Consider the following 25,475-nt stretch of genomic DNA (forward strand, 5'->3'; position numbering starts at 1 on the left):
GGATCGACCTGATCAGTGAATCCGCCTCCAAATTGATCTGGAGACCGCTTTTCCCCGCCTGCTTGCGGTGCAAGCAGGCGGGAGCGGGCTCTAGAGGAGTCGCGTGACGGTTGGGTGACGCGGGGCGGCGCCGGAGAAGAGACCGGTCGCCGCTCAACGCGGAAGTGAAACAGGCCGTCTTGCACGGGGCTGAAATCAGGAAGACAAATCCCCATATCTCGCGCGACAATCGAACAAGAGCGCACGGAAAGGAGCCTCGCATGGGCCTGATGGACATGTTCGCCAAGACGGGGAAGCCGGCGGAGCGCGACTACCCCTTCCAGCTCACCGATGCAGAATGGCGCGCGAAGCTGACGCCGGAGCAATACCGGGTGCTGCGCGGCCATGGGACCGAGCGGGCGGGCTCCTGCGCGCTGAACTTCGAGAAGCGCGCCGGCACGTTCTCCTGCGTCGGCTGCGGCCAGCCTCTGTTCAAGTCGCACAAGAAGTTTGAGAGCGGCACCGGCTGGCCGAGCTTCGACCAGCCGCTCGAAGGCGCGGTCGAGGAAAGCGAAGACTACAGCTTCGGCATGCACCGGGTCGAGGTGCACTGCGCCAATTGCGGCGGCCATCTCGGCCATGTCTTCCCCGACGGCCCCCCGCCGACCGGCCTGCGCTACTGCATCAACGGCGTGGCGATGGATTTCGCGCCGGAAGTCTGACCTGCGTCAGAGTTTGGCCGTCCTGCGCCCGTCGATCAGGTCGCGGACGCGCCTTGCGAAGGCCTCCATCTCGAACGGCTTGGTCATGATGTGCATGCCTGGTTCGAGATGGCCGTGGTTGAGCACGGCGTTCTCGGCATAGCCGGTCACGAACAGCACTTCGAGCCCCGGCCGGCGCACGCGCGCCGCGTCGGCGAGCTGGCGCCCGTTCATGCCGCGGGGCAGCCCGACATCGGTGACGAGCAGGTCGATCGGCTGCTTGGTCTCGATGATCTTCAACGCCGAGGGACCGTCACCCGCTTCGATCACGGCATATCCCAGTTCTTCCAGCTGCTCGACGCAGAGCATCCTCACCAACGGCTCGTCATCGACGACGAGCACGGTCTCGCCGCCGGCGGCCGGCGCGGGATCAGCGAAATCCGAAGCGGCTTCGCCGGCTTCGACGACCTCGCCCATATGGCGCGGCAGATAGATGCAGATCATCGTGCCTTTGCCGGGCTCTGAATAGATCCGCGCGGCACCGCCGGACTGGCCGGCAAAGCCGTAGACCATCGACAGGCCGAGCCCGGTGCCCTGCCCGATCGGCTTGGTCGTGAAGAACGGGTCAAAGGCGCGCTCGACCACGTCCGCCGTCATGCCCGTGCCGGTGTCGGAAACGCACAGCGAGACATATTGCCCCGGCTTCAGGTCGCGCGCCTTGGCCGCCCGCTCGTCCATCCACCGATTGGAGGTCTCGATCGTCAGCCGGCCGCCATCGGGCATGGCGTCACGCGAATTGATGCAGAGGTTGAGCAGCGCGTTCTCGAGTTGCCCGGCATCGGCATGGACCGTCCATAGGCCGGCAGCGCCGACAGCCTCGATCGCGATCGTCGGGCCGACGCTGCGCGTGATCAGGTCGAGCATGCCGTTGACCAGCGTGTTCACGTTCACCGGCTTGGGATCGAGCGTCTGGCGCCGCGAGAAGGCGAGCAGCCGATCGGTCAGGCTGGCGGCCCGGCGCACTGCGCTCTTCGCGCCCGTCAGGAAACGCTCGGTGTCGGCGATCCGTCCCTGCGCGATCCGCGCCTGCGCCATTTCGAGGCTGCCGCCGATACCGGCGAGAATATTGTTGAAGTCGTGGGCGATGCCCCCGGTGAGCTGGCCGACAGCCTCCATCTTCTGGCTCTGGCGCAAGGCCTCCTCGATCTTCATCAACTCGGCCGAGCGCTTTTCGACTTCCTGCTCCAGCGTCGCATTGAGCTCGGCCAATGCGATCTCGGCTTTGCGGCGGGCGGTGATGTCCTGGAAGATGACGGCAACCTGCCTGCGGCTCGGCGGATCGATGCGGACCGCGGCGAGATCGAGATAGCGGCCGGTCGCGACGAGTTCCTGCTGGAAGCGGATCGGCTCGCCGGTACGCAGCACGGCGCCATAGCGCGCCACCCAAGCATCCGCCTCGTCCGGCACCATCTCGCGCAGCTTCTGGCCGACGACATTGGGGATGCCGGCATGCCGCTCATAGGCGGCATTGGCCCGGATATGGACATAGTCGCTGGCTGGGCCGTGCGGGCCGTCGAAGAACTCGATGATGCAGAAGCCTTCGTCGATGGCGTCGAAGAGCCCCTTGTACAGCGCTTCGCTGTCGCGCTGCGCCCGTTCCGCCAGGGTCCGCTCGGTGACGTCGGCCCCCTCGACGAAGATCGCGTTGACCTTGCCATCTGCGTCGCGCAGCGGCTGGTAGACGAAATCGAGGAAGCGCTCCTGCGTCGGCCCGCCGGGCTCGGCCTGAATCAGGAAGCGCGCGCCGTTCGCGGTGTAGGGCACGCCGGTGCGATAGACGTCGTCAAGGATGCCCACGACACCCTGCGCAACGGCGTCAGGCAACGCCTCCGCCAGGGTACGGCCAACGATCTCGCGATCGCCGATCAATCTGAGATAGCTTGGATTGGCGAGATCGAAGCGGTGTTCCGGCCCGCGCAGCAACGCCATGAAGGTCGGCGCCTGCTCGAACATCTGCGTCAGGATGGGGGCGATGAGGCCGGCGTCGCTTTGCACGTCGATCGTTCCGCAAATGTCGAGCTGAACTGCTCCGACACGACAGAATGCGCGGCGCCGGCTGCTGGTTCCTTCGCATGCGGGCGCAAGTGAGAAAAGATGGCTTTGTGCGGCCGTCGTCAAACCTCCGGCACCGCCCTTCTGGCCAGCGTCACTGCATCGACCGCCAGCGGCAGGTCGCCGAACTGGCCGGACCAGTGCCCACCGAGCCGCGTCGCGACGAAGGCGTCCGCCACCGCATGCGGCGCATGGCGGATCAGCAGCGCACCTTGCAGCATCAGCGCCAATCGCTCGGTCAGCAGGCGCGCCTGGCCCTCATGCCGGATGAGCTCGTGCAGGTCGTTGTCGAGCGCCTGCAGAGCCGCGTCATAGCGTCGGTCCTGACCGGAAACCGCATGGAACTCGGCGCGCAATGCCTGCAGCGAGCCTGGCTCGCGCTCGAGCGAGCGCAGCACGTCGAGGCAGATGACGTTGCCCGAGCCCTCCCAGACCGAGTTGAGCGGCGCCTCGCGATAATGCCGCGCCATCGGGTTCTCCTCGATGAAACCGTTGCCGCCATGGCACTCCAGCGCCTCGACCACGACGACGGGCGTACGCTTCGCCACCCAGTATTTCGCCAGCGGCGCGCCGATCCGGGCCAGCAACTTCTCGCTCTCCGACTGCTCCTGCCGATCCACCGCCGCAAACAGCCTAAAGGCGAGCCAGGCGGCGGCCTCCGCCTCGATCGCAAGGTCAGCGAGCACGTTCTGCATGATCGGCTGGTCGATCAAGAGGCGCTGGAACGCGGTGCGGTGCTGGGCGTGATGGCCGGCGAGCATCACCGCCTGCCGCATCAGCCCGGCCGAGGCCGCGGCGATGTCGAGCCGCGTATTGTGGTTCATCGACAGGCCGGTGCGCAGGCCCCGGCCGGGATCGCCCAGCATATGGCCGATCGCGCCGCGGAACTCGACCTCGGATGAGGCGTTCGAGCGGTTGCCGCATTTGTCCTTGAGCCGCTGGATCGCGATGCCGTTGCGCTCGCCATCCGGCCGCCAGCCCGGCACGACGAAACAGGAGATGCCTTCCTCATTGCGCGCCAGCGTCAGGAAGACGTCGGAATGCGGCACCGAGAAGAACCATTTGCTCCCATGCAGCGAATAGGTGCCGTCGCGATTGTCATAGGCGATGGTCTGGGTCTGGCGCAGGTCCGAGCCGCCCTGTGTCTCGGTCATCGCCATGCCGACGATCGCCCCTAGCTTGCCCGCTGCCGGTCCCTGCGACTTGTCGTAGCTCTTCGAGGAGATCAGCCCGCCCCATTGGGTCCAGAGCGCCCGGTCCTGCTTCAGCACGGGGATGGCCGAATAGGTCATCGAGATCGGGCAGCAGATGCCGCTCTCGCAGCCATACCAGAGATATTGCAGGGCGGCCCGCGCCACCTGCGCGCCCGGCCCCGGCTTGTTCCAGGCGAGCGCGTGGGTCTCCTGGCCGATGGCGCGGGCCATCAGCGCGTGCCAGGCCGGATGGAACTCGATCTGGTCGATCCGGTTGCCGAAGCGGTCATGGCTGCGCAGTTCTGGCCCGTGCCGGTTGGCGAGCCGCGCCATCTCGATCGTCTCGGCGGCGCCGACCGTCCGGCCGGCATCGTGCAGCCGCTCACTGGCCCAGCCGGCATCGAAGGCAGCGACGGCCGCCTTCAGCACCGGATCGGCGGCATAGGCGTCGTAATCGGCCAGCGGCGGCACCTGATTGGTGACGTGATGGGCGTGCCCTGGCGATGATCCTGCTGACGGCATCGGTCGCTCCTGGGATCTAAACTCTCTCAGCCCTCATCCTGAGGAGCCGTTTCGTCAGAAATGGCGTCTCGAAGGATGCTCCAGATGCCTCCCGAACCTCCTGGAGTATCCTTCGAGACGCGGGCTGGAGCCCGCTCCTCAGGATGAGGGCTTTCGGGAAGAATGGGCAAGCCGTCCAACCCTCCACAGCATGATCCAGCAATCGCCGGCGCGACACCCTATATTGACCGCGGAACGAATCACGATCGAGCAGCATCGCCCTTGTCAGATCACACCACCTCAGCCCCCCTGCCCCGTCCCGGCGGCCTCGCATCGCGCGCGGCGGCGCAGCCGGCTGCCGGCTATCTCATAGGGCTCAATCCGGAACAGCGCCTGGCGGTCGAGGCGACCGACGGGCCCGTCTTGGTTCTGGCCGGCGCTGGCACCGGCAAGACCCGCGTACTCACCACCCGCATCGCGCACCTCATCGCGACGGGCCGCGCCTTCCCCTCGCAGATCCTGTCGGTGACCTTCACCAACAAGGCGGCGCGCGAGATGAAGGAGCGCGTCGCCCATCTCGTCGGCCCGGTCGCCGAGGGCATGCCCTGGCTCGGCACCTTCCACTCGATCTCGGCCAAGCTGCTGCGCCGCCATGCCGAATTGCTCGACCTGCGCTCCGACTTCACCATCCTCGACACCGACGACCAGATCCGCCTGATGAAGCAGGTGATCCAGGCGGAAGGGATCGACGAGAAGCGCTGGCCCGGCCGCATGCTGGCAGGCTTCATCGACTCCTGGAAGAACCGCGGGCTCGCGCCGAAGGACGTGCCGCCGGGCGAGGCCGGCGTCTTTGCGTCGGGCAAGGGCGGCAAGCTCTACGCCGCCTATCAGGACCGGCTGAAGACGCTGAACGCCGTCGATTTCGGCGATCTCCTGCTGCACTGCCTGACGCTGTTCCGCGAGCATCCGGACGTGCTGGCGAGCTATCACGAGCGCTTCCGATACATCCTTGTCGACGAGTATCAGGACACCAACGTCGCCCAGTATCTCTGGCTGCGCCTGCTCGCCCAGGGCCGGCGCAACATCGCCTGCGTCGGCGACGACGACCAGTCGATCTATGGCTGGCGCGGCGCCGAGGTCGACAACATCCTGCGCTTCGAGCACGATTTTCCGGGCGCGACCGTGGTCCGGCTGGAGCGCAATTACCGCTCGACCGGCCATATCCTGGCCACCGCCGCCAAGCTGATCGCTCGCAATGAGGGCCGCCTCGGCAAGACGCTGCGCACCGAGGACGAGGCCGGCGAGAAGGTCACCATCACCGGCGCCTGGGACAGCCAGGAGGAAGCCCGCCTGATCTCGGACGAGGTCGAGGCGATGCAGTCCAAGGGCGAGAACCTCGCCGAGGTCGCGATCCTCGTCCGCATCTCCGCGCAGATGCGCGAGATCGAGGAACGCTTCGTCCATGTCGGCGTGCCCTATCGTGTCATCGGCGGCCCGCGCTTCTACGAGCGCGCCGAGATCCGCGACGCGATGGCCTATCTGCGCTGCGTGGTGAGCCCGACCGACGATCTCGCCTTCGAGCGCATCGTCAACGTGCCCAAGCGCGGCCTCGGCGACGCCACCATCCAGATCCTGCACAATTACGCCCGCGCCGCGCAGATCTCGCTGCTGCAGGCGGCCCGCGTCGTGGTCGAGAGCGAGGAGCTGAAGCCCAAGGCCCGCACCACTCTGCGCGAGCTGGTCGAGGCCTTCGGCCGCTGGCAGGCCAAGGCCGAGGCGATGCAGCAGGGCGAGCTCGCCGAGCTGGTGCTGGAGGAAAGCGGCTACACCGAGATGTGGCAGAAGGACCGCTCGGCCGACGCCGCCGGGCGCCTCGAGAACCTCAAGGAACTCGTCCGCTCGCTCGACGAGTTCCCCGACCTGCCGGCCTTCCTCGAGCACGTCTCGCTGGTGATGGACGCCGATAGCGGCGATGGCGGCGCCCGCGTCTCGATCATGACGCTGCATGCCGCCAAGGGGCTGGAATTCGACACCGTCTTCCTGCCCGGCTGGGAGGAAGGGCTGTTCCCGAGCCAGCGCGCCCTCGACGAGAACGGCCGCGCCGGACTCGAAGAGGAGCGCCGCCTCGCCCATGTCGGCCTGACCCGCGCCCGCAAGCGGCTGAAACTCTATTTCGCCTCGAACCGCCGCATCCACGGCCTCTGGCAGTCGAGCCTGCCCTCGCGCTTCATCGACGAATTGCCTGAGGACCACGTAGAGGTCGTCCAGGCGCCGACGGCCTACAGCCAGGGCGGCTACGGCGCCTCGCGCTTCGAGCGGATGGAAAGCTTCGGCTCCTCCTACCAGACGCCGGGCTGGCAGCGCGCCCAGGAGAACAAGGCCAAGTTCAGTTCGGGCGGAGGCTCCGGATTCTCCGACGCCGGCCAGCGCGGCTTCGGCTCAGGCGGCGGCCGTCAGCGCGGCCCGATGCTGATCGAGGGCGAGCTGACGGCGAAGTCGACGGGGACCTCGGCCTACGACCCCGGCGCCCGCGTCTTCCACGTCAAGTTCGGCCCGGGCTCGGTCGCCAGCGTCGACGGCAACAAGCTGACGGTGGATTTCGACAAGGCCGGGAGGAAGATGGTGCTGGACAGCTTTGTGCAGAAGGCGGGGTAGTTTCGGGGAGTTGGACACCGCTAATGGTGCAGCCCAAAGAGCTCGCAAAGGTAAGTCTCGGCGCAGGCGAGATAGCAGCGATCAAGCAATATATGGCCGGGGGCGCCCCTTACTGGAGCCGGCTGAGCTTGGCGCTTTGCATTCGGCTAATTGATCTTGAAAGCCGCCGCGGCGAAGCCCGAGACGTACTGGATGAAATTGAAGCTCTCGAAGGGCTCCGAGCACCTTTGAACACTAAGCCCGCTGCACCGTTCCGCAGACCTCCACTCAAAGGCTTCTGGCACAAGCATTTTTCGACATCTCGACATTTCGTGCGCAACATCGGTGAACGATGGGGCATCGCGAAAGGAGGCAACAAAGAACTAAGGGCGATGATCGAAGAGAGCGGGTCTCAATCGGGCTCCGATATCGAGAAAATGATTATGCGCACGGTCCATCGGTTCGTAATAGGCGGAGCTTCCGATCGGTCGCAAGCCAACCGCTTGACTGGCGACTGGATCATCTTCGCCAAGAACAAGGGTGGTGAGAATGTTTATCTCGACCTTGCGACGCATGAAGAAGGGCAGAACGCTCCTGACCAGCTTGTCCAAAAACTGATCGAAGGCAGCGAAGCAGAGTTCCCAGAGGTCTTTGCAGAAATCCTAGCAACTCCTTGAGGGCAAATGACCCATTACGTCGCCATCATCGAGGATGCTGGTCCGGACCATGCCGTCGGCGTCTGGTTCCCGGACCTGCCCGGCTGCTTCTCGGCCGGCGACACGCTGGACGAAGCGATGGCGAACGCGCCAGAAGCCCTGGCGCTCTGGATCAAGTCGATGATCGAGGACGGCAAGGCGATCCCGCGCGCCCGCACGCCGAGCGAACTGAAGGCCGATCCCGAGGTTGCGGCCGACATGGCGGCCCACGCGATCGCCCTCATTCCAGCACCGAGCCTCGCCTTCCAGCCGGCAGCGGAATAGCCCAGCGCTCATCCTGGCACGTCCCGGCCGTTGACCCCATCCTCGCAAACTTGACTGCCTACTTACTAGTAGGTAGAAAAATTCATGCTTGGCCCCACCACGACCTACGACGAAATCCTGAGCTGCGCGCGTTCGCTGCTGATCGAGGGCGGCTATAATGGCTTCAGCTATGCCGACATCGCCAAGGTGGTCGGCATCCGCAACGCCAGCATCCACCACCATTTTCCGAGCAAGTCCGACCTCGTCCGCACGCTCGTCGCCCGCTATCGCGAAGAGGCCGAGGCGGGCATCGCCGCTCTCGAGCGCCAGGTCGCCGACCCCGCCGATCAATTGCGCGCCTATATCGGCTATTGGGAGGCCTGCATCGCCGACGCCAGCGCGCCGTTCTGCGTCTGCGCCTTGCTGGCAAGCCAGATCCCAGTGCTGCCTGAAGAGGTCGCCCTTGAGGTGCGGGCACATTTCAGAGCGCTCTCCGCCTGGCTGACCTCGGTTCTCGAACGCGGAGCGCGGCAGGGCGGCCTGCACCTCACCGACACGGCCAAGGCCGAAGCCGAGGCCTTCATGGCCAGCGTCCATGGCGCGATGCTCTCGGCGCGCGCCTATGGCGATCCCAGGATGTTCGGCGTCATCACCCGCCCGCTCCTGGAGCGCCTGACGGCTCGGGGCTAGAGAGCCCTCTCCAAACGTGAAGCGCACGCCATGAACCTACCAACTAGTAGATAGATATAACTTCCCTGAACGGCTTGTCGCGACTGCCCCGCAACACCGTCAGGCACTCAAAGAAAGGACACGTCTCATGTTCGGCATTTCGACGCTCGGCTGGGTGCACACGCTCGGCAGCCTGCCCGCGATTCCCGCCGCAGCCTACATGCTGGCGGTCCATGGCCGGATCGTGCCGCGCTCGCCTGCGGGCACCCTCTACCTGATCTCCATGGTAATCGGCGCCGCCACGGTCTTTCTCGTCGGACATCAGCCGGTGAGCTACATCATCGGCGCGCTGACGCTGCTGCTTCTCGCGGTGGGCTATTCCGTCGGCCGCCTGCCGGTCTCCCTGGTGGTCGCGACTTATGTCGAGACCATAACCCTCAGCGTGACGGTGTTCCTGCTGATGCTGCCGACCGCCACCGAAATCCTGCGCCGCGTTCCGGACGGGCACCCGTTCGTCACAGACCTGAAATCCCCTCTGCTTCTCAGCGTGCAGGGCGGCATCCTCGCTGCGCTCGTGGTCGGCGTGACCGCGCAGATCATCCATCTGCGCAGAAAGGGCAAGACAGCGACGGCATGAAAGAGGGTGTTCGGCCCCGCGGCCGGTGCCTACCCCTCCTCCCGCTCCCGAAACGCCCTTCGCGCTGCCGAGACCTCGGCATGATAGGTCTCGGCCCAGGTCCAGACGCCGCAGAAGGCCGCGCTGAGCTCGCGACCGAGCTCGGTCAGCGTGTAGTCGACATGCGGCGGGATCACCGGATGGACGGTGCGCACCACCAGCCCGTCGCGCTCCATCTCGCGCAGCGTCTTGGTCAGCATCTTCTGGCTGATGCCGCCGACGATCCGCCCGCATTCGGTGAAGCGCAGCGTGCCGTGCTCCTCCAGCGCCTCCAGCACCAGCATCGTCCATTTGTCGGCGACCTGCGCGATCACCTGCCGCACCAGCGACTCCACCGCCTTCGAGACCGGCGGGATCTCCTCGCTGCGCTTATGCATCGCGGCCATCGCCTCGCGGATCGCATGCATGCCGACACTCTCCTTTTGGTGCGTATCGAACCTTTGGGCGCCTTCTTTCCACTAGAGAGTAGCGACGCCAGCTGATGTCTCGCAACCAGGAAAGGGATTTGCGATGAACATCACCGGCAACACCATCCTCATCACCGGCGGCGGCTCCGGCATCGGCCGGGCGCTGGCGGAGGCCTTCCACAAGGCCGGCAACCAGGTCGTCATCGCCGGCCGGCGCGAGCAGCTCCTGCACGAGGTGACATCCGCCAATCCGGGCATGGAGGCGCTCCTGCTCGACATCCAGGACAAGGACGATGTCGCGGCCTTCGCGCGGCAGGCGGTCGAGAGCTTCCCGGCGCTCAATGTCGTCATCCACAATGCCGGCATCATGCGCAGCGAGGCGATCGCGGCGGGCGATTTCCTCGCTACCGCCGAGGACACGATCGCGACCAACCTGCTCGGCCCGATCCGGCTCACATCCGCGCTACTGCCGCACCTGCTGAAGCAGGAGCGGGCGGCGATCCTGACCGTCTCCTCCGGCCTCGCCTTCGTGCCGCTGGCGACGACGCCGACCTACAGCGCGACCAAGGCCGCGATCCATTCCTGGTCGATGGCGCTGCGCGAGCAGCTCAAGACGACCCCGGTCGAGGTCATCGAGATCGCCCCGCCTTACGTCCAGACAGAACTGCTCGGCCCGCAGCAGGCGGTCGATCCCGCAGCGATGCCCCTGGCCGAGTTCATCGCCGAAGTGATGGCGCTGCTCGAAAGCGCCCCGGCCTCGGGCGAGGTCATCGTCGAGCGCTGCAAGCCGCTGCGTTTCGCCGCCGAGAACGGCCAGCTCGACGCTATCTTCGCCCAGCTCGCCGCGCAGCACGGCTGAGCGCCCTGCACTTGTGCGCCGGTCGTCCCGGACAAGCCGCGATAGCGGCGCCGATCCGGGACGACCAGCGGAGAATGCGCAACCGAATGACAAGCCGCCGCCACCCTGCTAAGCCGCGCCCATGCGCGAAGGCCTCCTGCCATCGACGGTCGCGACCGTCCTCGAACTCGAAACCAGCGGCGACAAGGCGCGCGCCTTGACCGAGCTCCTGGGCGAGGTCTTCGATCCCACAGAAACGGCCGTCTCCGCCTTCGAGGTCGAGAGCGGCGTCACCACCCTGTCGCTGAACGCGCCCTGGAAGGTCGAGATCTATTTCGCGACGCACCCGGACGAAGAAGCGGTGCGCGACATGCTCCGCCCCATCGTCGGCGACAGCATCGATGCCACGCCCTTCACCACGGTGAAGCAGCAGGATTGGGTCGCCGCCAGCCTGGACGGCCTGCAGCCGGTGCGCGCCGGCAGGGTCCTCGTCCACGGCTCGCATGACCGCGACGCCGTGAAGGTCAACGACGTCGCCATCGAGATCGCAGCGGCGCTCGCCTTCGGCACCGGCCATCACGGCACCACCGCCGGCTGCCTGCTGGCGCTCGACGCGGAATTGAAAAAGCGTCGACCGAGGAACGCCATCGATGTCGGCACCGGCACGGGCATCCTCGCGCTCGCGCTCGCCAAGCAGGTCAAGCGCAAGGTCGTCGCCGGCGACATCGACGCGATCGCGGTCGAGGTCTCCGCCAGCAATGCCCGGATCAACCACGCCCCGCAGGCGCTCGACCTCTATGTCGCGCCGGGCCTGCGCCACGCCAAGGCGGATCGCCCCCGACATTTCGACCTGATCTTCGCCAACATCCTCGCCGGCCCGCTGCGCAAGCTGGCGCCCGCGATCGCCCGTGCCCTGTCGGATGACGGCACGGTGATCCTGTCGGGACTGCTGGAGATGGACGTCGCCGGCGTGGTGTCGGCCTATCGCCATCAGGGGCTGGCGCTGGCGAAGCGCTCTTCGCGCGAGGGCTGGGCGACGCTGGTCATGAAAAGAGGCGGCGCAGCCGCCAGGCCGCGCCGCCTCTACTAGGCCTATCGCTTCGAGCGCTGCTGCGCTCAGAAGCCGAGATGGCCGTACTTTCCTTCGGCTTCAGCCTGCAGTGCGCGGGCGTCGTGCCAGACCGCGGCCGCGAACTTCGCGGCGTCGACGATCGAGTCATAAGCATGCTTGACGATGGCGATCATGGTCTTGGTTCCTTTGTTTGAAGCGCGCGGCGCGGTTCGCGGCCAGCAGCACTTGAAGTTCAGCGGTTGAAAGGCAGCTCGGCGTCGCCTTTCAGCGTCGTCTGCGGGAAGCCGCCGAGCACCAGCTCGCTCTCGCGCACCAGATAGTGATGGGCGCGCAGCTCACGCAGGGCCGAACGGCGGCGGCTCTCGATCATCGCGGCATAGAGACGCTGCCAGAAGCCCTGGCCGGCAGTCTTGGTTTCCGTCATCTCGGCGCGGGTCGCGACCGGAAGGACGTCGGTGGAATTCAGCACATAGGTCATAGGGTCTCTCCTCAGATCACGAAGGACAGTCCCGGTCGCTTCCTCGTTCTCTTATGCGACTAAAGTGGGCCGTCTTCGCACTTGCGAGAAGATATGTTCGCATCTGCTCAATATGCATAAAACGCATAACGAAAAATAAAATCCGTTAACGAGTGCGCACGTCGCATAACCAAGAGGCAGATAGCTCAAATGCGAGCCAGTATGCGCCTGCTGCGGAAGCAGGGGCGAAACGGCAGTTTTGCACTGGCCTTTCGCGCGCGCGGAGGCGAGCATGCGGCAAATCCCGCCTTGCCGAGCCCGACATGACCGATTCCCAAGCCTGCCGTTTCCAGTCCTTCTCCGAGCCGAGCGATCCCTCGCAGGTCGCGCCGCGTGTCGCCGCCTTGCGCGCCGCCCTGGCGAAACAGGGCCTCGACGGCTTCATCGTTCCGCGCGCCGACGAGCACCAGGGCGAATACGTTCCCGCCCATATGGCCCGCCTCGCCTGGCTGACCGGCTTCACCGGCTCGGCCGGCAACGCCGTCGTGCTCGCCGACAAGGCGGCGCTGATCGTCGATGGCCGCTACACTATCCAATCGGCAGCGCAGACCGACACCGCCGTCGTGACGCCGACGAAGATGGAAGAGACCCCGCTCGACAAATGGGTCGAGGCCAATCTGCCGGCCGGCGGCAAGCTCGGCTACGACCCCTGGCTCCACACCGTCGATGGCGTCGCCAGGTTGGAGAAGGCCGTCTCGGCGGCGGGCGGCATGCTCGTCCCGGTGACGCCGAACCCGATCGACGCGCTCTGGAGCGACCGTCCGGCGCCGCCGACAGCCCCGGTCAAGGCACACCCCGCCGCCTATGCCGGCGAAAGCAGCGCCGACAAGCTCGCCCGCATCCAGAAGGAGCTGGCCAAGGCTAAGGTCGACGCACTCGTCCTCTCCGATCCGCACGCTTTGGCCTGGGCCTTCAACATCCGCGGCGGCGATGTCGAGCACACGCCGCTGCCGCTCGGCTATGCCATCGTGCCGCGCGAAGGCCGCCCGACCGTCTTCCTCGCCCCGGAGAAGATCACCAACGAGGCCGGCGACGCCATCGGCGCGCTCGGCGAGATCGCTCCGCCGCAGGCGCTGGAGCAGCAGCTCAAGGCGCTCGGCGCCGCCAAGGCCAAGGTCCGGCTCGATTCCGCGACGGCGGCCTCCGCGCTCGCCACGCTGATCCGGGACGCCGGCGGCACGCCCGAAGCCGGGACCGACCCGATCGCGCTGATGAAGGCCAGGAAGAACGAGGCCGAGCTCGCCGGCAGCCGCCGGGCCCACTTGCGCGACGGCGCCGCAATCGTCCGCTTCCTGTCCTGGCTGGCGCGCGAGGCGCCGAAGGGCGGCCTGACCGAAATCGACGCCGTCGCGGCGCTGGAGGTCGAGCGGCTGAAGACCGGCGAACTGCGCGACGTCTCCTTCACCACCATCGCCGGCGCCGGCCCGAATGCAGCCTTGCCGCATTACCGCGTCACCGAAGCCAGCAACCGCAGGATCGAGCCCGGCATCTTCCTGGTCGATTCCGGTGGTCAGTACGAGGACGGCACCACCGACATCACCCGCACCATGGCGGTTGGCGAGCCCACGGCCGAGATGCGCGATCGCTATACCCGCGTGCTCAAGGGCCATCTCGCGATCTCGCGCGCCGTCTTCCCGAAGGGCACCTCGGGCGCCCAGCTCGACGCCTTCGCGCGCGCCCCGCTCTGGCAGGCCGGGCTGGATTTCGACCACGGCACCGGCCATGGCGTCGGCAGCTATCTCTCGGTGCATGAGGGGCCGCAGCGGCTTTCGAAACTCGGCACCACCCCGCTCGAGCCCGGCATGATCCTCTCGAACGAGCCCGGCTACTACAAGGAGGGCGCCTACGGAATCCGGATCGAGAACTTGATCGTGGTCGAGGAACGCCAGATTCCCGGCGCCGAGCGCACCATGTACGGCTTCGAGACGGTGACCTGGTGCCCCTATGAGCGGGCGCTCATCGACCTCTCGCTGCTCGACGAAGGCGAACTCGCCTGGATCAACGCCTATCACACCCAAGTCTGGAGCAACCTCGCGCCGCTGGTCGAGGGCGAGGCGAAGGCCTGGCTCGAGCAGGCGTGTTTGCCGTTGTGAGAAGATGAGGCGGGGGATCCCCTCTCCTGGAAGGAGAGGGGTAGGGGTGAGGTGTTCGGACTGAAAACGTTGGCCTGAACCCGACCGCGCGGTCAGCTCTCGCGGAACTGGTCGAATGGCCTACACTTCACCCTACCCTCTCCTTCCAGGAGAGGGTTCCCCGCGCTCTTTCCTGGGCCTGTCATCCCCACAAATCCGTCGACAGATACTTCAAGCCAGAATCGCAGACGATGACGGCGACCGTTTTGCCCGCCTCGGCGCCACCAAGCAGCTGAACCGCCGCCGCGACGTTCGCCCCGGCCGAGAAGCCGCCGAATATCCCCTCGAACCGCGCCAGCAGCCGCGTCGTCTCGCGCGCCTCCTCGCCGGTCACCTGCAGATAGCCGTCGACCGGCACATTCCTGAGAAAGGCAAGATCGGCCATCGAGTAACCACCACCCTGGATCGGATGATCAGGCCTGGCGACCGTCTCGCCCGCCGCGGCGGCAGCTCCCGCCGGCTCGACGACGTAGCAGCGCAACGTCGGGCTGCGCTCCTTCAGCGCCTTGGTCACGCCGGCATAGCTGCCGCCCGAGCCGATGAAATCGACGAAAGCGTCGATCGCCCCGCCGCTCTGCTCCCAGAGCTCCGGCCCGGTGGTGCGGTAATGCGCCAGCCAGTTGCCGTCGCGATGGAACTGGTCGGCGCGGAAGGCGCCGCGTTCCCTTGTGATCCGCTTCGCCTCGCGATCGACGAGCTCGAGGTCGCCGCCCGAGACCTGCCCCGGCACCGAGCCGGGCAGTTGCTCGACCAGCACCACTTCCGCCCCGAGCGCCCGCATCATCCGGGCGCGCTCCTCGGAATTGCCCTTCGACATCACGGCGATGAAGGGATAGCCCCTGATCCCGCAGACGATGGCGAGACCGGTGCCCATATTGCCGGAGGTGAGCTCGACCACGGTCTGGCCGGGCTTCAGCGCTCCCGAGGCTTCCGCCTCCTCGATGATCCCCAGCGCCGCCCGGTCCTTCTTCGAGAAGCCGGGATTGAGATAGTCGAGCTTGGCGAGGATCGTCCCGTCGACGCCGAGATGCCGCGTCAGCCGGTCGAGCCGGACCAGCGGCGTATCGCCGATCGCCTCGACCACGGAATCCATCACGGGGCGCATGCGTGTCCTCCCGGTCGGCTTCAGGCCACCATGCGCAAGGCAACCACGGTCGCGACGCCGACGGCAACCACGCCGAGCAGCGGCAGCCGCGTCGCGGCGAGGCCGCAGACCAGCGCCGCGACCGTCTCAGGCCAGCCGGTCGCCAATGCGCTCGGCGCGATCACCGCGATCAATACGGCGGGCGGGATCGCGTCGAAGGCGGCCTGCGCCCGCGGCGACAGGTTGAGCCGGCCGACGAGGGCAAGGCCGGCGATGCGGGTGAGATAGGTCACCAGCGCCATGCCGAGGAAGGCAGCGAGATTGATCGGGTCGAGGCTCATTCTGCCGGACTTTCGACAGGTGTCTCGGCGAGGTCGCCGGCAGCGATCCAGGCGGCGGCGAGCCCGCAGAGCGCTCCCGCCAGCACATGCCAGGGCGGACCGGCGAGCTTGTAGGCCAGCGCCGAGGCAAGGCCAGCCGCAGCTACCGTCCAGGCGGTGACACGGCCCTTCCAGAAGGCGGCGGTCAGCGCGATGAACAGCGCGGTGAAGGCGAAGTCGGCGCCGTAGCGCTTGGGGTCGCCGAGGGCGGCACCGATGATCGCGCCGGTGGTCGAGGTCGTCAGCCAGCCGAGCACGAAGGGCACGATCATGCCGAACCAGTAGGCCGGCGTCACCGGATGGCTGCGCGCCCGCTTCTCGGCCAGCGCCCAGTTCTCGTCGGCCATGTAGTACAGCCCGCCAAAGAGCTGCGCTGTCGAGAAGCCCTTGAGCTTCGGCGCGATCGAGGCGCTCATCAGGATATGGCGGGCATTGATCAGCGCCGTCGAGAACACCAGCGCGAAGATCGGCGCGGGATGCGTCCAGAGCTCGACCGCAGCAAATTGCGCTCCGCCGGCAAACACCAGCACGCTCATCAGGAAGACCTCGAACGGCGAGAGGCCCTTGCCGGCGGCGAGCGCACCGAACAGCAGCCCGATCGGCACAGCGGCAAGCGCTGCCGGCCAGATGTCGCCCAGCCCTGCGCGGGCTTCGTCTTTCCAGCTCATATCTTGTCCATCAGCCGTGATGGGCGGCGCGGAAGACGCCCGGCGTCACGCCGAGCCTCGCCTTGAAGGCGCGGGTGAGATGCGCCTGGTCGCAGAAGCCGGTGGCGGCCGCGACCGCGCCGGGGGATTCGCCACGCCGCAGCCGCTCTCTGGCACGGCGGATACGGACATCGACGAGATAGGCATGCGGCGTCAGCCCGGTCTCGCGCCGGAAGGCCCGGATCAGGTGGTGCCGCGGCAGGCCGGAGCGCTGGGTGAGGTCGGCCAGCGACAGGTCCTCGTCATAGCGCTGCTCGAGCAGCTCCTTCGTCTGCGCGATCGGCCCGCGCTCGCGCCCGACATCACGGATCGACAGATCGGCATGGCGCGACAGGCACCAGGCATAGGCGCGCAACAGGCCCTCCTCGCCGGCAAGGCCATCCCCGCCCTCCTCCAGCGCGCGATGCGCTTCGGAGAACAGAGCGGAGCCCTCCGGGTCCTGCACGGTCGGCTCGGGGAAGAACGGCGTGCCGATTGTCTCGTCGCCGGTGAGCGAGATCGCGACCTCGCGCATCAGCTCGATCGTCGGATAGGTCATCCGGTAGCGATAGCCGCCCTCGCTCGGTGCACCGTCATGGACATCGAGCGGGTGGTTGAAGACGAGATCGCCGGTGCGCGCGAAGAGCGTGCGGCCGCGGGCATGCCAGAGCTCGCAGCCGGAAAGGATGGTGCCGACCGCATAGGTCTCGTGGGCATGCGGCGAATAGGTATGGGTCGAGAACCGCGCCGACAGGCACTCCAGCCCGGAGAAGCGCGCCGCCGTGAATAGGCGGGCGTGCTCGCCCTCCCGGAGCGGCATCTCCTGCAATGCGTCGCCTTGGCTGATCAGATCCATGGCGCAAGATAGAGCGGAACCGCGCCCTCATGTCTTGAAGAAAAGTGATGGCGACGATCACGCGACCGTCGCCATTTTGTCGATCTCAGGGACGCGGCGGCTCCTTGCCGACGACCAGCACCAGCAGCGCGCCGGCGAGCGTCGCCACCGCCATGTAGCCGATCGGACCAAGGCCGCCGACATGGTTGACCAGCAAGCCGCCCAGCACCGCGCCGCTGGCGATCGCGACCAGGAACGCTGCCGTCACCAGCCCGCTCGCCGATTCGGCATGGTCGGCCGCGACACGCACCATCCAGGTCTGGAAGCCGACCGGCGCGAAACCGAAGGCGAAGCCCCAGAGCGCCACCGCGACCCCGGCCACGATCGCCGAGGCGCCGAACTGAAGCATGACCAGCCCCAGGATGCCGATTGCCAGCGCGAAGGAGACGATCGCAAGCTTGACGCCACGCCCGGCCACCGCCCCGCCAGCGAAATTGCCGACGACATTGCCGAGCCCGTAGCCGAGCAGCACGACGGTGATCGCTGCGACGCCGAGCTGCGGCGCATGCTCGAGGAAGGGCCGGATATAGGTGAAGCCGGTGAACTGCCCGGAGATGATGACGAGCACCGAGATCAGCATCAGCCGGATGCTCGGGCGCGCGAACAGGATTCCCAGCGTGCCCAGTCGCGGGGCCGCCTGCGGCGGCAAAGACGGCATCGTCGCCAGCAGCGCCAGCAGGGCGACACCGGCGAGCGCGGCCGAGAGCCCGAACACCATGCGCCAGCCGATCAGGGAATCGAGATAGGCGCCGAGCGGACCGCCGCCGATGAAGGCGGCCGAGACGCCGGCCGAGATCAGCGCGAGCGCCCGCGGCACGGACTGCGCCGGCACCAGCCGCAGCGTCAGAGCCGGCGCCATCGACCAGAAGCCGCCCAGCGCGAGGCCGAGCAGGAACCGCGCCGCCAGCAGCATGCCGAAGCCATTGGCCAGCGCCGTGACCAGGCTCGACACAGCGAGCAGCGCCAATAGCGACCAGAGCACGAGGCGCCGGTCGAAGCGGCTGGTGAGAATCGGGGTGAAGATCGCCGCTGCGACGCCGACCAGCGAGGTCACCGTCACCGTCTGCCCGGCGGCGCCGACGCTGATCGAGAGATCGGCGGCGATCGAGGTCAGGACGCTGGCGGGCAGGAATTCGGCGCTGACCAGCGCGAATACGCCCATGGAAAGGGCGAAGACCGCCGGCCAGGCGGCCGTACGCTCTTTGGGCACGATGTCGATGAGTTCGGCATCGGCTGTGGCTGACAAGGAATCCGACATCGGATGCTCCAAAAGGATCGGAGAAGTTCGGACACCGGAGTTAGGCGTGACCGGCTGGAGCTTCCATGCTAGAAAACCCGCTATGCTTGACCAATCGTCCAGAAAATCGGGACCGGACCCGCTGTCGGAGATGCTCCGAGGGCTCCGGCTCGAAGGCGTAGACTACGCCCGCTACGAGATGACGACGCCCTGGTGCCTGCTGTTTCCGGCCCAGCCGGCGGCGCGCCTGCATTTCATGGCCGAGCGGGGCTGCTGGCTGCGCACGCCCGAGGGCGAATGGGTCCGGCTCGAACAGGGCGATGCCGTGCTGATGCCGCGCGGCGTCGAGCATGCGCTGGCCAGCGAGCCCGGCCTTTCCGCGACGCCAAATGGCCATTGTGCCTTCCAGCACTGCTGCGGCGAGATCGCCGAGGCACGCGGCGGCGCGGGAGAAGGCGACGCGACCTTGTTCTTCAGCGCCAGCCTCTGCTTCAACGTCGACTCGCAGCACCCGATGCTGCGGATGATGCCGGAATTGATGTGGGTGCATGAAATGGCGGTGGCCGAGCCGGCCATCCCCGCTTTGCTCACCACCATGGCCTGCGAACTCGCGCTCGATCGCGTCGGCGCCGGCGGCATCCTCACCCGCCTCGCCGATGTCGTCGCCGCGGCTTTGATCCGCTCCTGGGTCGAGCGTGGCTGCGGCAGCGCTACCGGCTGGGTCGCCGCCGCCCGCGACCCGGATATCGGCCGCGTCCTCGCCGCGATCCATCTCAACCCCAGCGAGGACTGGACGGTCGATGCGCTCGCCAAGGTGATGCACGCCTCGCGTTCCGCCTTCGCCGAGCGTTTCGCCACCGTCGTCGGCGAGACGCCGGCCCGCTATGTCCTGCAAGTCCAGATGCATCAGGCCCGGCAATGGCTGGAGCGCGACCGGATGCGGATCTCGGCCGTGGCGCGCCGCCTCGGCTACGATTCGGAGGCGTCCTTCAGCCGCGCCTTCAAGCGCGTGATCGGCAAGCCACCGAGCCATTTCCGCAATACTGAACCGCCGATCCGCGCGACGCGGCCGGTCGACGCCTCGCCACGAAGCCTGGCCGAATAGCCCACTGGTCGAGGAAGCTCAGTCAGCCAGCGCTTCGGCCCGGCCTCCCGGAGGCTCGGTGAGCGGTGCGAAGCGCCCTTGCGCGAACAGTTCCTCGATGGTCTGCAGCGTCTTGGTGTAGTGCGCCACCAGCAGTGCACAGGCGTCCGCGGCGGTGCCGTTCAGGACAACCTTCATCAGCGCCTCGTGCTCGCTCTGGCCGTTGCGCGGTGTGTTGCCGTAGGCGTGCGAGATCGAGATGTAGCGCGCCGCATGGTCGGCGAGGATGTCGCAGAATTCGATGAGCCAGGGCGAGCCGCAATTGGCGAGCAACGCCCGATGGAAATTGCGATGCGCATCCTCCCAGCCGGCCCGCTCTTCCGGCTTGTCGGACCGGAAGCGCGACAGGCGGTGCAAGGCGAGCACGATACCCTCCTCCCAGTGCTCGTCGCGATTGGCGATCGCCTCTTCGAGTGCCTTGGTCTCGAGCCAGCAGCGCGTACGCACCAGGACGCGCCAGTCGTCGAGTGCGATCGCGGGCACGGCGAAACCGCGCTGCTCGTAGCGCTCGACCAGGCGCTCCGCCGACAGGCGTGACAGCGCCTCGCGCACCGCATTGCTGCCGACGCCATAGGTCGCAGCGATCGGCTCTATCCGCAGCTTCTCGCCGGGGCGGAACTCGCCCTGGATGATGTCGCTGCGCAGCTTCTGGTAGACCGTCGTCGACAGCGTGGTCTTTTCGCTCGGCTTCGCCATGCGTGTTCTCGGTTTCAGGCCGCTGGGCGCGGCGTCTTCGTGGTGATGCTGTTACTCGAACGCTGCCAGAACACGAATCGGTATTGCAGCCACGATACCAGCCCGAACATGGCGAGCCCGAGCAGGCTGAGATAGATGATCAGCGAGAACACCCGCGGCGTGTCGAGCTGGGAGGCCGCGACGCGGATCAGTTCGCCGAAGCCCGCGCCGCCGCCAAGAAACTCGCCGGCGATCGCACCCGAGACCACGCTGATCGCCGCGATCTTCAGTCCCGTGAAGAACTGCGGCAGCCCGGTCGGGATCTTGAGCTTGACCAGGGTCTGCAAACGCGAGGCGCCGATGCTCTTGAACAGCATCCGTGCGTTCTCATCGGCCGCGTGCAAGCCCGCCGCCGTGCCGACAATGATGGGGAAGACCGAGATAAAGGCGGCGAGCGCCACTTTCGACATGATGCCGAAGCCGAGCCAGGCGACGAAGAGCGGCGCGAAGGCGAGCTTCGGCATGGTGTCGATCGCGACGATGTAGGGCATCACCGCCCGCTCGCCGAAGCTGGTCTCGCCGACCAGGATGCCGAGCGTGACCCCGATGGTCAGTGCGACGACGAAGCCCCAGACGACTTCGCTCGCCGTCACCCAGAAAGCCGGCAGCATGTAGTCGCCCGCGCTGAGATTGCGGCCGACGAACCCGATGTCGCGGATCGTGTCGGCCGGGGTCGGCAGGATCAGCGGCGAGACGATCCCCGATGAGGCCACGCCCTGCCAGAGGCCGAGGAACAGCACGAGCAGGCCGAGCATCGAGACCCAGCGCGGAATCCGCGAAGCGAACGAGACCTTCTCCGCCCAGACGGTATCGGCAGGCAGCGCAGCCGCGGACTTGTCGACGACATCGCTCACAGGAAGGCTCCCTTGTCGAGCAGGCCGCGGATCTCGCTGACATAGGCGCCGAATAGCGGCAGCGTCGTCATGTCGAGCGTGCGCGGCCGCGGCAGGTCGATCGCGATGCTGCGCGCGATCCGGCCGGGCCGAGCCGACATCACATGCACGATGTCGGAGAGGATGACCGCCTCCGCGATCGAATGCGTCACCAGGAAGGCCGAGGCGTTGCGCTCGCGGCAAATGCGCTGCAGCTCCATGTTCATGAAGTCGCGCGTGATCTCGTCGAGCGCGCTGAACGGCTCGTCGAGCAGCAGCACGTTGGGCTCGGAGATCAGCATCCGGCAGATCGCGGCGCGCTGCGCCATGCCACCGGAGAGCTGAGAGGGGTAGGTCGCCTCGAAGCCCTTGAGGCCGACGAGCTCGAGCAGGCTTCTCGCCCGCGGTGCCGCCGCCTCGGCCGCGGCGTGCCCCTCGCGCACCTCGATCGGCAGGAGGATATTCTGCAGGGTCGTCCGCCATGGGAACAGCGTCGCCTGCTGGAACATCATGCCGATATCGGAACGCGCGCCCAGCACCGGCGTGCCAGCCAGCATCACCCTGCCCTTCGAGGGCGGAGTCAGTCCGGCCATGATCTTGAGCAGGGTCGACTTGCCGCAACCGCTCGACCCGATCACCGCGTGGAACTCACCCTGGCGCAATGTCAGGTCGACGCTCTCCAGCGCGACGACGCTTTCGCCATAGACCTTCGAGACCCTGGTGAGCTCATAGACCGGCCGGGCAAGCTGCCCGGCCGCTTCGGCCGTCGCCAATGTCATTTCGGCGCGTTCCAGGCCGCGATCAGATCGTTGGAATAGGCCTTGCTGAGATCGTCGAGCGGCTTCTTGAGATCGCCCGAGGCGAGCAGCGTCTTCTGCCACATCTCCCAGGCCTCCGGATTGTTGTAGCCGAAGCCCTTGGCGGGATCGAGCGGCGCCGTCAGGCGGTAATAGACCTCCATCAGCGCCTCGGCGAAGGGCATGTTCTCCAGCTGCTGCGGATTGCCCATGCGCGCATGCTTCAGCACCGCCGCCTTGTTGGCCGGGTCGAGCCCGAACTTGGTGCCACGCACCAGCGCCCGGCCGAAGCGCTCCAGCATGCCACGGTTCTCGTCGAGATATTTGCGGGTGACGACATAGCCATTGCCGAAATAGGACTGGAAGCGCGGCGGTGTCAGCGAGCGCAGCTTGATCCCGCGCAGGCTCAGCGTGGCTGCACCGGCGGTGTCGGAGGCGTAGGCATCGATCGCCTTCTGCATGAAGCCGGCGACCGCCATGCCGCCCTCGCCCACCGTGATGAACTTGTAGTCGGCGCCCTCCTTCATGCCCTCGGCATCGAAGATCGAGCGGACGAAGGCGACCTCGGCGCCATCGGCCGTGCCGACGCCGATGACCTTGCCCTTGAGGTCGGTCGGCTTCTGGAAGGCGGAGGTCTCCGGAACGACGAGGTTGAACTGGCTGCGCGTGAAGTAATTGTAGATGTAGACGAGGTCCTGGCCGCGCTCGCGCGCTGCCATCAGCGGCCCGGGCCCCGGATGGGCGAGCTGGGCCTGGCCGGCGAGCAACGCCTGGATCGCGGCAGCCGAGCCGTTGACGCTGCGCGGCGTGATCTTGAGCTTCTCTTCGGCGAAGTAGCCCTCGCCGATCGCAGAATAGAGCGCGAAGTAGCCCAGCCCGCCCGGGCTCGGATAAACGATCGTCAACTCGTCCAGCGCCTGCGACAGCGCCTTGGGCGCCGCAAATGCGAAAGGCAGCCCCGCGGCCGCCGCCATGAACTGCCTACGTTCCATCCCGTTCCCCTTGGATTTTTAAACGCGAACGAGGGAACGATGCACCATCACGGCCGCATGTCAAATTAAATTCATATTTTTTATCTCAAACAGAAAATATGCAGATTTATGTAGACTCCCGATTGGCGCGTCCTATGCTGGCTTTGTCGCCAACCAGCCACGGCCGCTCGATGACCACGCTCGCAGATTTCGCTGTCCCCGCTCCGACCCAGCCGACCCTGCCGATCATCGGCTCGTCGGCGCGCTTTCCGGTCCGGCGGATCTATTGCGTCGGCCGCAACTATGTCGCCCATGTCCGCGAGATGGGCGGCGACGAGACGCGCGATTTCCCGCTGATCTTCCAGAAGCCGGTCGACGCGGTCGTGCAGGATGGCGGCACGGTGCCCTACCCACCAATGACCGACGACTTCCATTTCGAGCTCGAGCTCATGGTCGCGATGAAGTCCGGCGGTTACAACATCCCGCAGGACGAAGCGCTGTCGCACGTCTTCGGCTACGGCATCTGCCTCGACATGACCCGCCGCCGCCTGCTCAACACGCCGGACGGGCCGCGCATTCCCTGGGAACTCAAGAAATCCTTCGACCATTCCGCGCCCTGCGGGCCGGTCTACCCGGTCGAGCAGGTCGGCCACCCCGCATCGGGCAGCATCAGGCTCGAGGTCGATGGCGTCGCCCGCCAGAATTCCGACCTGTCGCTGATGATCTGGCGCACGCCGGAGATCATTTCCACGCTGTCGAACTACTACTCGCTGGAGCCGGGCGACGTGATCATGACCGGCACGCCCCACGGCGTCGGTGCCGTGCTGCCAGGCAACGTCCTCGTCGGCAGCATCGAGACGCTCGGCTCGCTCACCGTCACGATCGGCGAGCCTGCGGTCGCAGCCTGAGGCAAAGCACTCTATCGTTCGGCGATTCCCTTAGAGCCGGACGACCATGAGCATCCGCCAGCAACTGACCGAGCGCTTCTTCCGCTATCTCGCGGTCACCAGTCAGAGCGACATCCGCGCGACGACGCTGCCGAGCACGCCGGGCCAGCAGCGTCTCGCCGAATTGCTGGCCGATGAACTGCGCGCGCTCGGCCTCGATGATGTCGTCATCGACGATCGCGCCACCGTCACGGCGCTGAAGCGCGGCACCGTCGCAGGCGCACCGAAGATCGGCTTCATCGCCCATCTCGACACCTTCGACGCCGGCCTTTCGCCCGATATCCGCCCGCAGCTCCTGCGCTTCGAAGGTGAGGACCTCTGCCTCAATCGCGAGCAGGACATCTGGCTGCGCGTCGCCGAGCATCCGCAATTGCGCAACTGGCAGGGTGCCGAGATCATCGCCAGCGACGGCACCAGCGTGCTCGGCGCCGACAACAAGGCCGCGATCACAGTGATCATGACCTTGCTCGCCAATCTGCGCCCGCAGGACCAGCACGGCGACATCGCCATCGCCTTCGTCCCGGACGAGGAGATCGGCCTTCGCGGCGCCAAGGTCCTCGACCTCGCCCGCTTCCCCTGCGACTTCGCCTATACAATCGACTGCTGCGAGCTCGGCGAAGTCGTGATCGAGAACTTCAACGCCGCAAGCGCCGAGATCACGCTCACCGGCGTCAGCACCCATCCGATGTCGGCCAAGGGCGTGCTGGTGAACCCGGTGCTGATGGCGCAGGACTTCATCGGCCGCTTCGACCGTGCGCAGACGCCGGAGCACACCGAAGGCCGCGAAGGCTATGTCTGGTTCAACACCATCACCGCCAATGCCAGCGAGGCGAGGCTCGGGGCGCTGATCCGCGATTTCGACAGGCAGAGCTTCGTTGCACGCAAGCGTCGCATCGAGGAGGTCGCGGCCGAGATCGCCGCGCTCTATCCGACCGGCCGTGTCGACTGCGTGGTGAGCGACACCTATGGCAACATCCATGACAGCCTCGGCTACGACCAGCGCCCGGTCGACCTGCTCTTCGGGGCGCTGGAGGCGCTGCAGATCCGGAAGAAGCAGATCCCGATGCGCGGCGGCACCGACGGCGCGGCGTTGTCGGCCCGCGGGCTACCGACGCCGAACTTCTTCACCGGCGCCTATAATTTCCACTCGCGCTACGAATTCCTGCCGGTCCCGGCCTTCGAGAAGTCGTATGAGGTGGCGCGGATGATCTGCACGCTGGCGGCGGGACGGAGTTAGGCGGCCGTTTTCCGTCATGGTCGGGCTTGTCCCGACCATCCACGTCTTCATGCGGACAGGGCGGCGTTCAAGACGTGGATGCTCGCCACAAGGGCGAGCA

At 66.7% G+C, this 25,475-nt stretch carries 26 protein-coding genes; 12 read left to right on the plus strand and 14 right to left on the minus strand.

Annotated features, from left to right (window positions below):
• The first annotated feature begins 269 nt into the window (after window positions 1-269).
• On the plus strand, window positions 270-701 hold the full coding sequence (gene msrB / locus ACQKLX_RS21670) for a peptide-methionine (R)-S-oxide reductase MsrB (RefSeq protein ID WP_427363763.1): 432 nt from the start codon (window positions 270-272) through the stop codon (window positions 699-701).
• 6 nt (window positions 702-707) lie between these two features.
• Here the strand turns inward: msrB and ACQKLX_RS21675 are convergent, their stop codons facing one another.
• Together ACQKLX_RS21675 and ACQKLX_RS21680 are read right to left on the minus strand one after the other, a co-directional pair.
• Window positions 708-2,693, minus strand: coding sequence for a PAS domain-containing protein (locus tag ACQKLX_RS21675; RefSeq protein WP_427363764.1), 1,986 nt, complete (start codon window positions 2,691-2,693; stop codon window positions 708-710).
• Window positions 2,694-2,854: 161 nt separating this feature from the next.
• Window positions 2,855-4,507 (minus strand): acyl-CoA dehydrogenase family protein, encoded by a 1,653-nt coding sequence (locus tag ACQKLX_RS21680; RefSeq protein ID WP_427363632.1) that lies wholly within the window; start codon window positions 4,505-4,507, stop codon window positions 2,855-2,857.
• Between the two features lie 261 nt (window positions 4,508-4,768).
• Between ACQKLX_RS21680 and ACQKLX_RS21685 the strand changes: the two genes are divergently transcribed.
• The 5 genes from ACQKLX_RS21685 to ACQKLX_RS21705 all read left to right on the plus strand — a co-directional run bounded on the left by ACQKLX_RS21685 (window position 4,769) and on the right by ACQKLX_RS21705 (window position 9,385).
• On the plus strand, window positions 4,769-7,141 hold the full coding sequence (locus ACQKLX_RS21685; protein ID WP_427363633.1) for a UvrD-helicase domain-containing protein: 2,373 nt from the start codon (window positions 4,769-4,771) through the stop codon (window positions 7,139-7,141).
• A 23-nt stretch (window positions 7,142-7,164) separates the two neighbouring features.
• Complete coding sequence (locus ACQKLX_RS21690; RefSeq protein WP_427363634.1) at window positions 7,165-7,797, plus strand: hypothetical protein; 633 nt, start codon at window positions 7,165-7,167, stop codon at window positions 7,795-7,797.
• Between the two features lie 6 nt (window positions 7,798-7,803).
• A complete protein-coding gene (locus ACQKLX_RS21695) occupies window positions 7,804-8,100 on the plus strand; it encodes a type II toxin-antitoxin system HicB family antitoxin (protein ID WP_427363635.1) in 297 nt (98 codons plus the stop codon).
• 84 nt (window positions 8,101-8,184) lie between these two features.
• Window positions 8,185-8,769, plus strand: a complete 585-nt coding sequence (locus ACQKLX_RS21700) for a TetR/AcrR family transcriptional regulator (RefSeq protein ID WP_427363636.1) — start codon at window positions 8,185-8,187, stop codon at window positions 8,767-8,769.
• A gap of 127 nt (window positions 8,770-8,896) precedes the next feature.
• The gene (locus ACQKLX_RS21705; protein WP_427363637.1) at window positions 8,897-9,385 is read left to right on the plus strand and encodes a hypothetical protein; all 489 of its coding nucleotides are present in this window, start codon (window positions 8,897-8,899) and stop codon (window positions 9,383-9,385) included.
• A gap of 29 nt (window positions 9,386-9,414) precedes the next feature.
• On the opposite strand, the gene ACQKLX_RS21710 is transcribed toward ACQKLX_RS21705, so the two are convergent.
• On the minus strand, window positions 9,415-9,810 hold the full coding sequence (locus ACQKLX_RS21710) for a winged helix-turn-helix transcriptional regulator (RefSeq protein ID WP_244543479.1): 396 nt from the start codon (window positions 9,808-9,810) through the stop codon (window positions 9,415-9,417).
• 124 nt (window positions 9,811-9,934) lie between these two features.
• Between ACQKLX_RS21710 and ACQKLX_RS21715 the strand changes: the two genes are divergently transcribed.
• Together ACQKLX_RS21715 and ACQKLX_RS21720 are read left to right on the plus strand one after the other, a co-directional pair.
• A complete protein-coding gene (locus tag ACQKLX_RS21715) occupies window positions 9,935-10,690 on the plus strand; it encodes an SDR family oxidoreductase (protein ID WP_427363638.1) in 756 nt (251 codons plus the stop codon).
• Window positions 10,691-10,811: 121 nt separating this feature from the next.
• Window positions 10,812-11,759, plus strand: coding sequence for a 50S ribosomal protein L11 methyltransferase (locus ACQKLX_RS21720; RefSeq protein WP_427363639.1), 948 nt, complete (start codon window positions 10,812-10,814; stop codon window positions 11,757-11,759).
• Between the two features lie 26 nt (window positions 11,760-11,785).
• Here the strand turns inward: ACQKLX_RS21720 and ACQKLX_RS21725 are convergent, their stop codons facing one another.
• Window positions 11,786-11,914 (minus strand): hypothetical protein, encoded by a 129-nt coding sequence (locus tag ACQKLX_RS21725; protein ID WP_326875042.1) that lies wholly within the window; start codon window positions 11,912-11,914, stop codon window positions 11,786-11,788.
• Window positions 11,915-11,973: 59 nt separating this feature from the next.
• Complete coding sequence (locus ACQKLX_RS21730; RefSeq protein ID WP_427363640.1) at window positions 11,974-12,219, minus strand: hypothetical protein; 246 nt, start codon at window positions 12,217-12,219, stop codon at window positions 11,974-11,976.
• A gap of 302 nt (window positions 12,220-12,521) precedes the next feature.
• Here ACQKLX_RS21730 and ACQKLX_RS21735 point away from each other — a divergent pair, with 302 nt between their 5' ends.
• Window positions 12,522-14,351 carry an aminopeptidase P family protein gene (locus ACQKLX_RS21735; RefSeq protein WP_427363641.1) on the plus strand — a complete coding sequence of 610 codons (1,830 nt, stop codon included), beginning with the start codon at window positions 12,522-12,524 and terminating at the stop codon, window positions 14,349-14,351.
• Window positions 14,352-14,532: 181 nt separating this feature from the next.
• Here the strand turns inward: ACQKLX_RS21735 and ACQKLX_RS21740 are convergent, their stop codons facing one another.
• The 5 genes from ACQKLX_RS21740 to ACQKLX_RS21760 form a co-directional block, all read right to left on the minus strand.
• The gene (locus tag ACQKLX_RS21740; RefSeq protein ID WP_427363642.1) at window positions 14,533-15,495 is read right to left on the minus strand and encodes a PLP-dependent cysteine synthase family protein; all 963 of its coding nucleotides are present in this window, start codon (window positions 15,493-15,495) and stop codon (window positions 14,533-14,535) included.
• A 20-nt stretch (window positions 15,496-15,515) separates the two neighbouring features.
• Window positions 15,516-15,815: an AzlD family protein gene (locus ACQKLX_RS21745; protein ID WP_284170957.1), complete on the minus strand. Its 300-nt coding sequence runs from the start codon at window positions 15,813-15,815 to the stop codon at window positions 15,516-15,518.
• A complete protein-coding gene (locus ACQKLX_RS21750; protein WP_427363643.1) occupies window positions 15,812-16,522 on the minus strand; it encodes an AzlC family ABC transporter permease in 711 nt (236 codons plus the stop codon). The genes ACQKLX_RS21745 and ACQKLX_RS21750 overlap by 4 nt, the downstream gene beginning before the upstream one ends.
• A 10-nt stretch (window positions 16,523-16,532) precedes the next feature.
• Window positions 16,533-17,396: an AraC family ligand binding domain-containing protein gene (locus tag ACQKLX_RS21755; protein WP_427363644.1), complete on the minus strand. Its 864-nt coding sequence runs from the start codon at window positions 17,394-17,396 to the stop codon at window positions 16,533-16,535.
• Between the two features lie 85 nt (window positions 17,397-17,481).
• On the minus strand, window positions 17,482-18,693 hold the full coding sequence (locus tag ACQKLX_RS21760) for an MFS transporter (RefSeq protein ID WP_427363645.1): 1,212 nt from the start codon (window positions 18,691-18,693) through the stop codon (window positions 17,482-17,484).
• An 82-nt stretch (window positions 18,694-18,775) separates the two neighbouring features.
• On the opposite strand from ACQKLX_RS21760, the gene ACQKLX_RS21765 reads away from it, so the two are divergent.
• Window positions 18,776-19,777: an AraC family transcriptional regulator gene (locus tag ACQKLX_RS21765; RefSeq protein WP_427363646.1), complete on the plus strand. Its 1,002-nt coding sequence runs from the start codon at window positions 18,776-18,778 to the stop codon at window positions 19,775-19,777.
• An 18-nt stretch (window positions 19,778-19,795) separates the two neighbouring features.
• On the opposite strand, the gene ACQKLX_RS21770 is transcribed toward ACQKLX_RS21765, so the two are convergent.
• The 4 genes from ACQKLX_RS21770 to ACQKLX_RS21785 are packed head-to-tail and all read right to left on the minus strand — an operon-like array spanning window position 19,796 to window position 23,212.
• The gene (locus ACQKLX_RS21770) at window positions 19,796-20,512 is read right to left on the minus strand and encodes a GntR family transcriptional regulator (RefSeq protein WP_427363647.1); all 717 of its coding nucleotides are present in this window, start codon (window positions 20,510-20,512) and stop codon (window positions 19,796-19,798) included.
• A gap of 14 nt (window positions 20,513-20,526) precedes the next feature.
• Window positions 20,527-21,405, minus strand: coding sequence for an ABC transporter permease (locus tag ACQKLX_RS21775; RefSeq protein ID WP_427363648.1), 879 nt, complete (start codon window positions 21,403-21,405; stop codon window positions 20,527-20,529).
• Window positions 21,402-22,202, minus strand: coding sequence for an ABC transporter ATP-binding protein (locus tag ACQKLX_RS21780; protein ID WP_427363649.1), 801 nt, complete (start codon window positions 22,200-22,202; stop codon window positions 21,402-21,404). Before ACQKLX_RS21780 ends, ACQKLX_RS21775 begins: the two co-directional genes overlap by 4 nt.
• Window positions 22,199-23,212, minus strand: coding sequence for an ABC transporter substrate-binding protein (locus ACQKLX_RS21785; RefSeq protein WP_427363650.1), 1,014 nt, complete (start codon window positions 23,210-23,212; stop codon window positions 22,199-22,201). The genes ACQKLX_RS21780 and ACQKLX_RS21785 overlap by 4 nt, the downstream gene beginning before the upstream one ends.
• 170 nt (window positions 23,213-23,382) lie before the next feature.
• Between ACQKLX_RS21785 and ACQKLX_RS21790 the strand changes: the two genes are divergently transcribed.
• Entirely contained in the window at window positions 23,383-24,099 is a 717-nt protein-coding gene (locus ACQKLX_RS21790; RefSeq protein WP_427363651.1) for a fumarylacetoacetate hydrolase family protein, read from the plus strand.
• Window positions 24,100-24,145: 46 nt separating this feature from the next.
• The gene (gene pepT, locus ACQKLX_RS21795; RefSeq protein ID WP_427363652.1) at window positions 24,146-25,375 is read left to right on the plus strand and encodes a peptidase T; all 1,230 of its coding nucleotides are present in this window, start codon (window positions 24,146-24,148) and stop codon (window positions 25,373-25,375) included.
• Window positions 25,376-25,475: the final 100 nt, after the last annotated feature.

The organism is Allobosea sp. NPDC003192, from assembly GCF_050275675.1.
Lineage (GTDB): Bacteria > Pseudomonadota > Alphaproteobacteria > Rhizobiales > Beijerinckiaceae > Allobosea.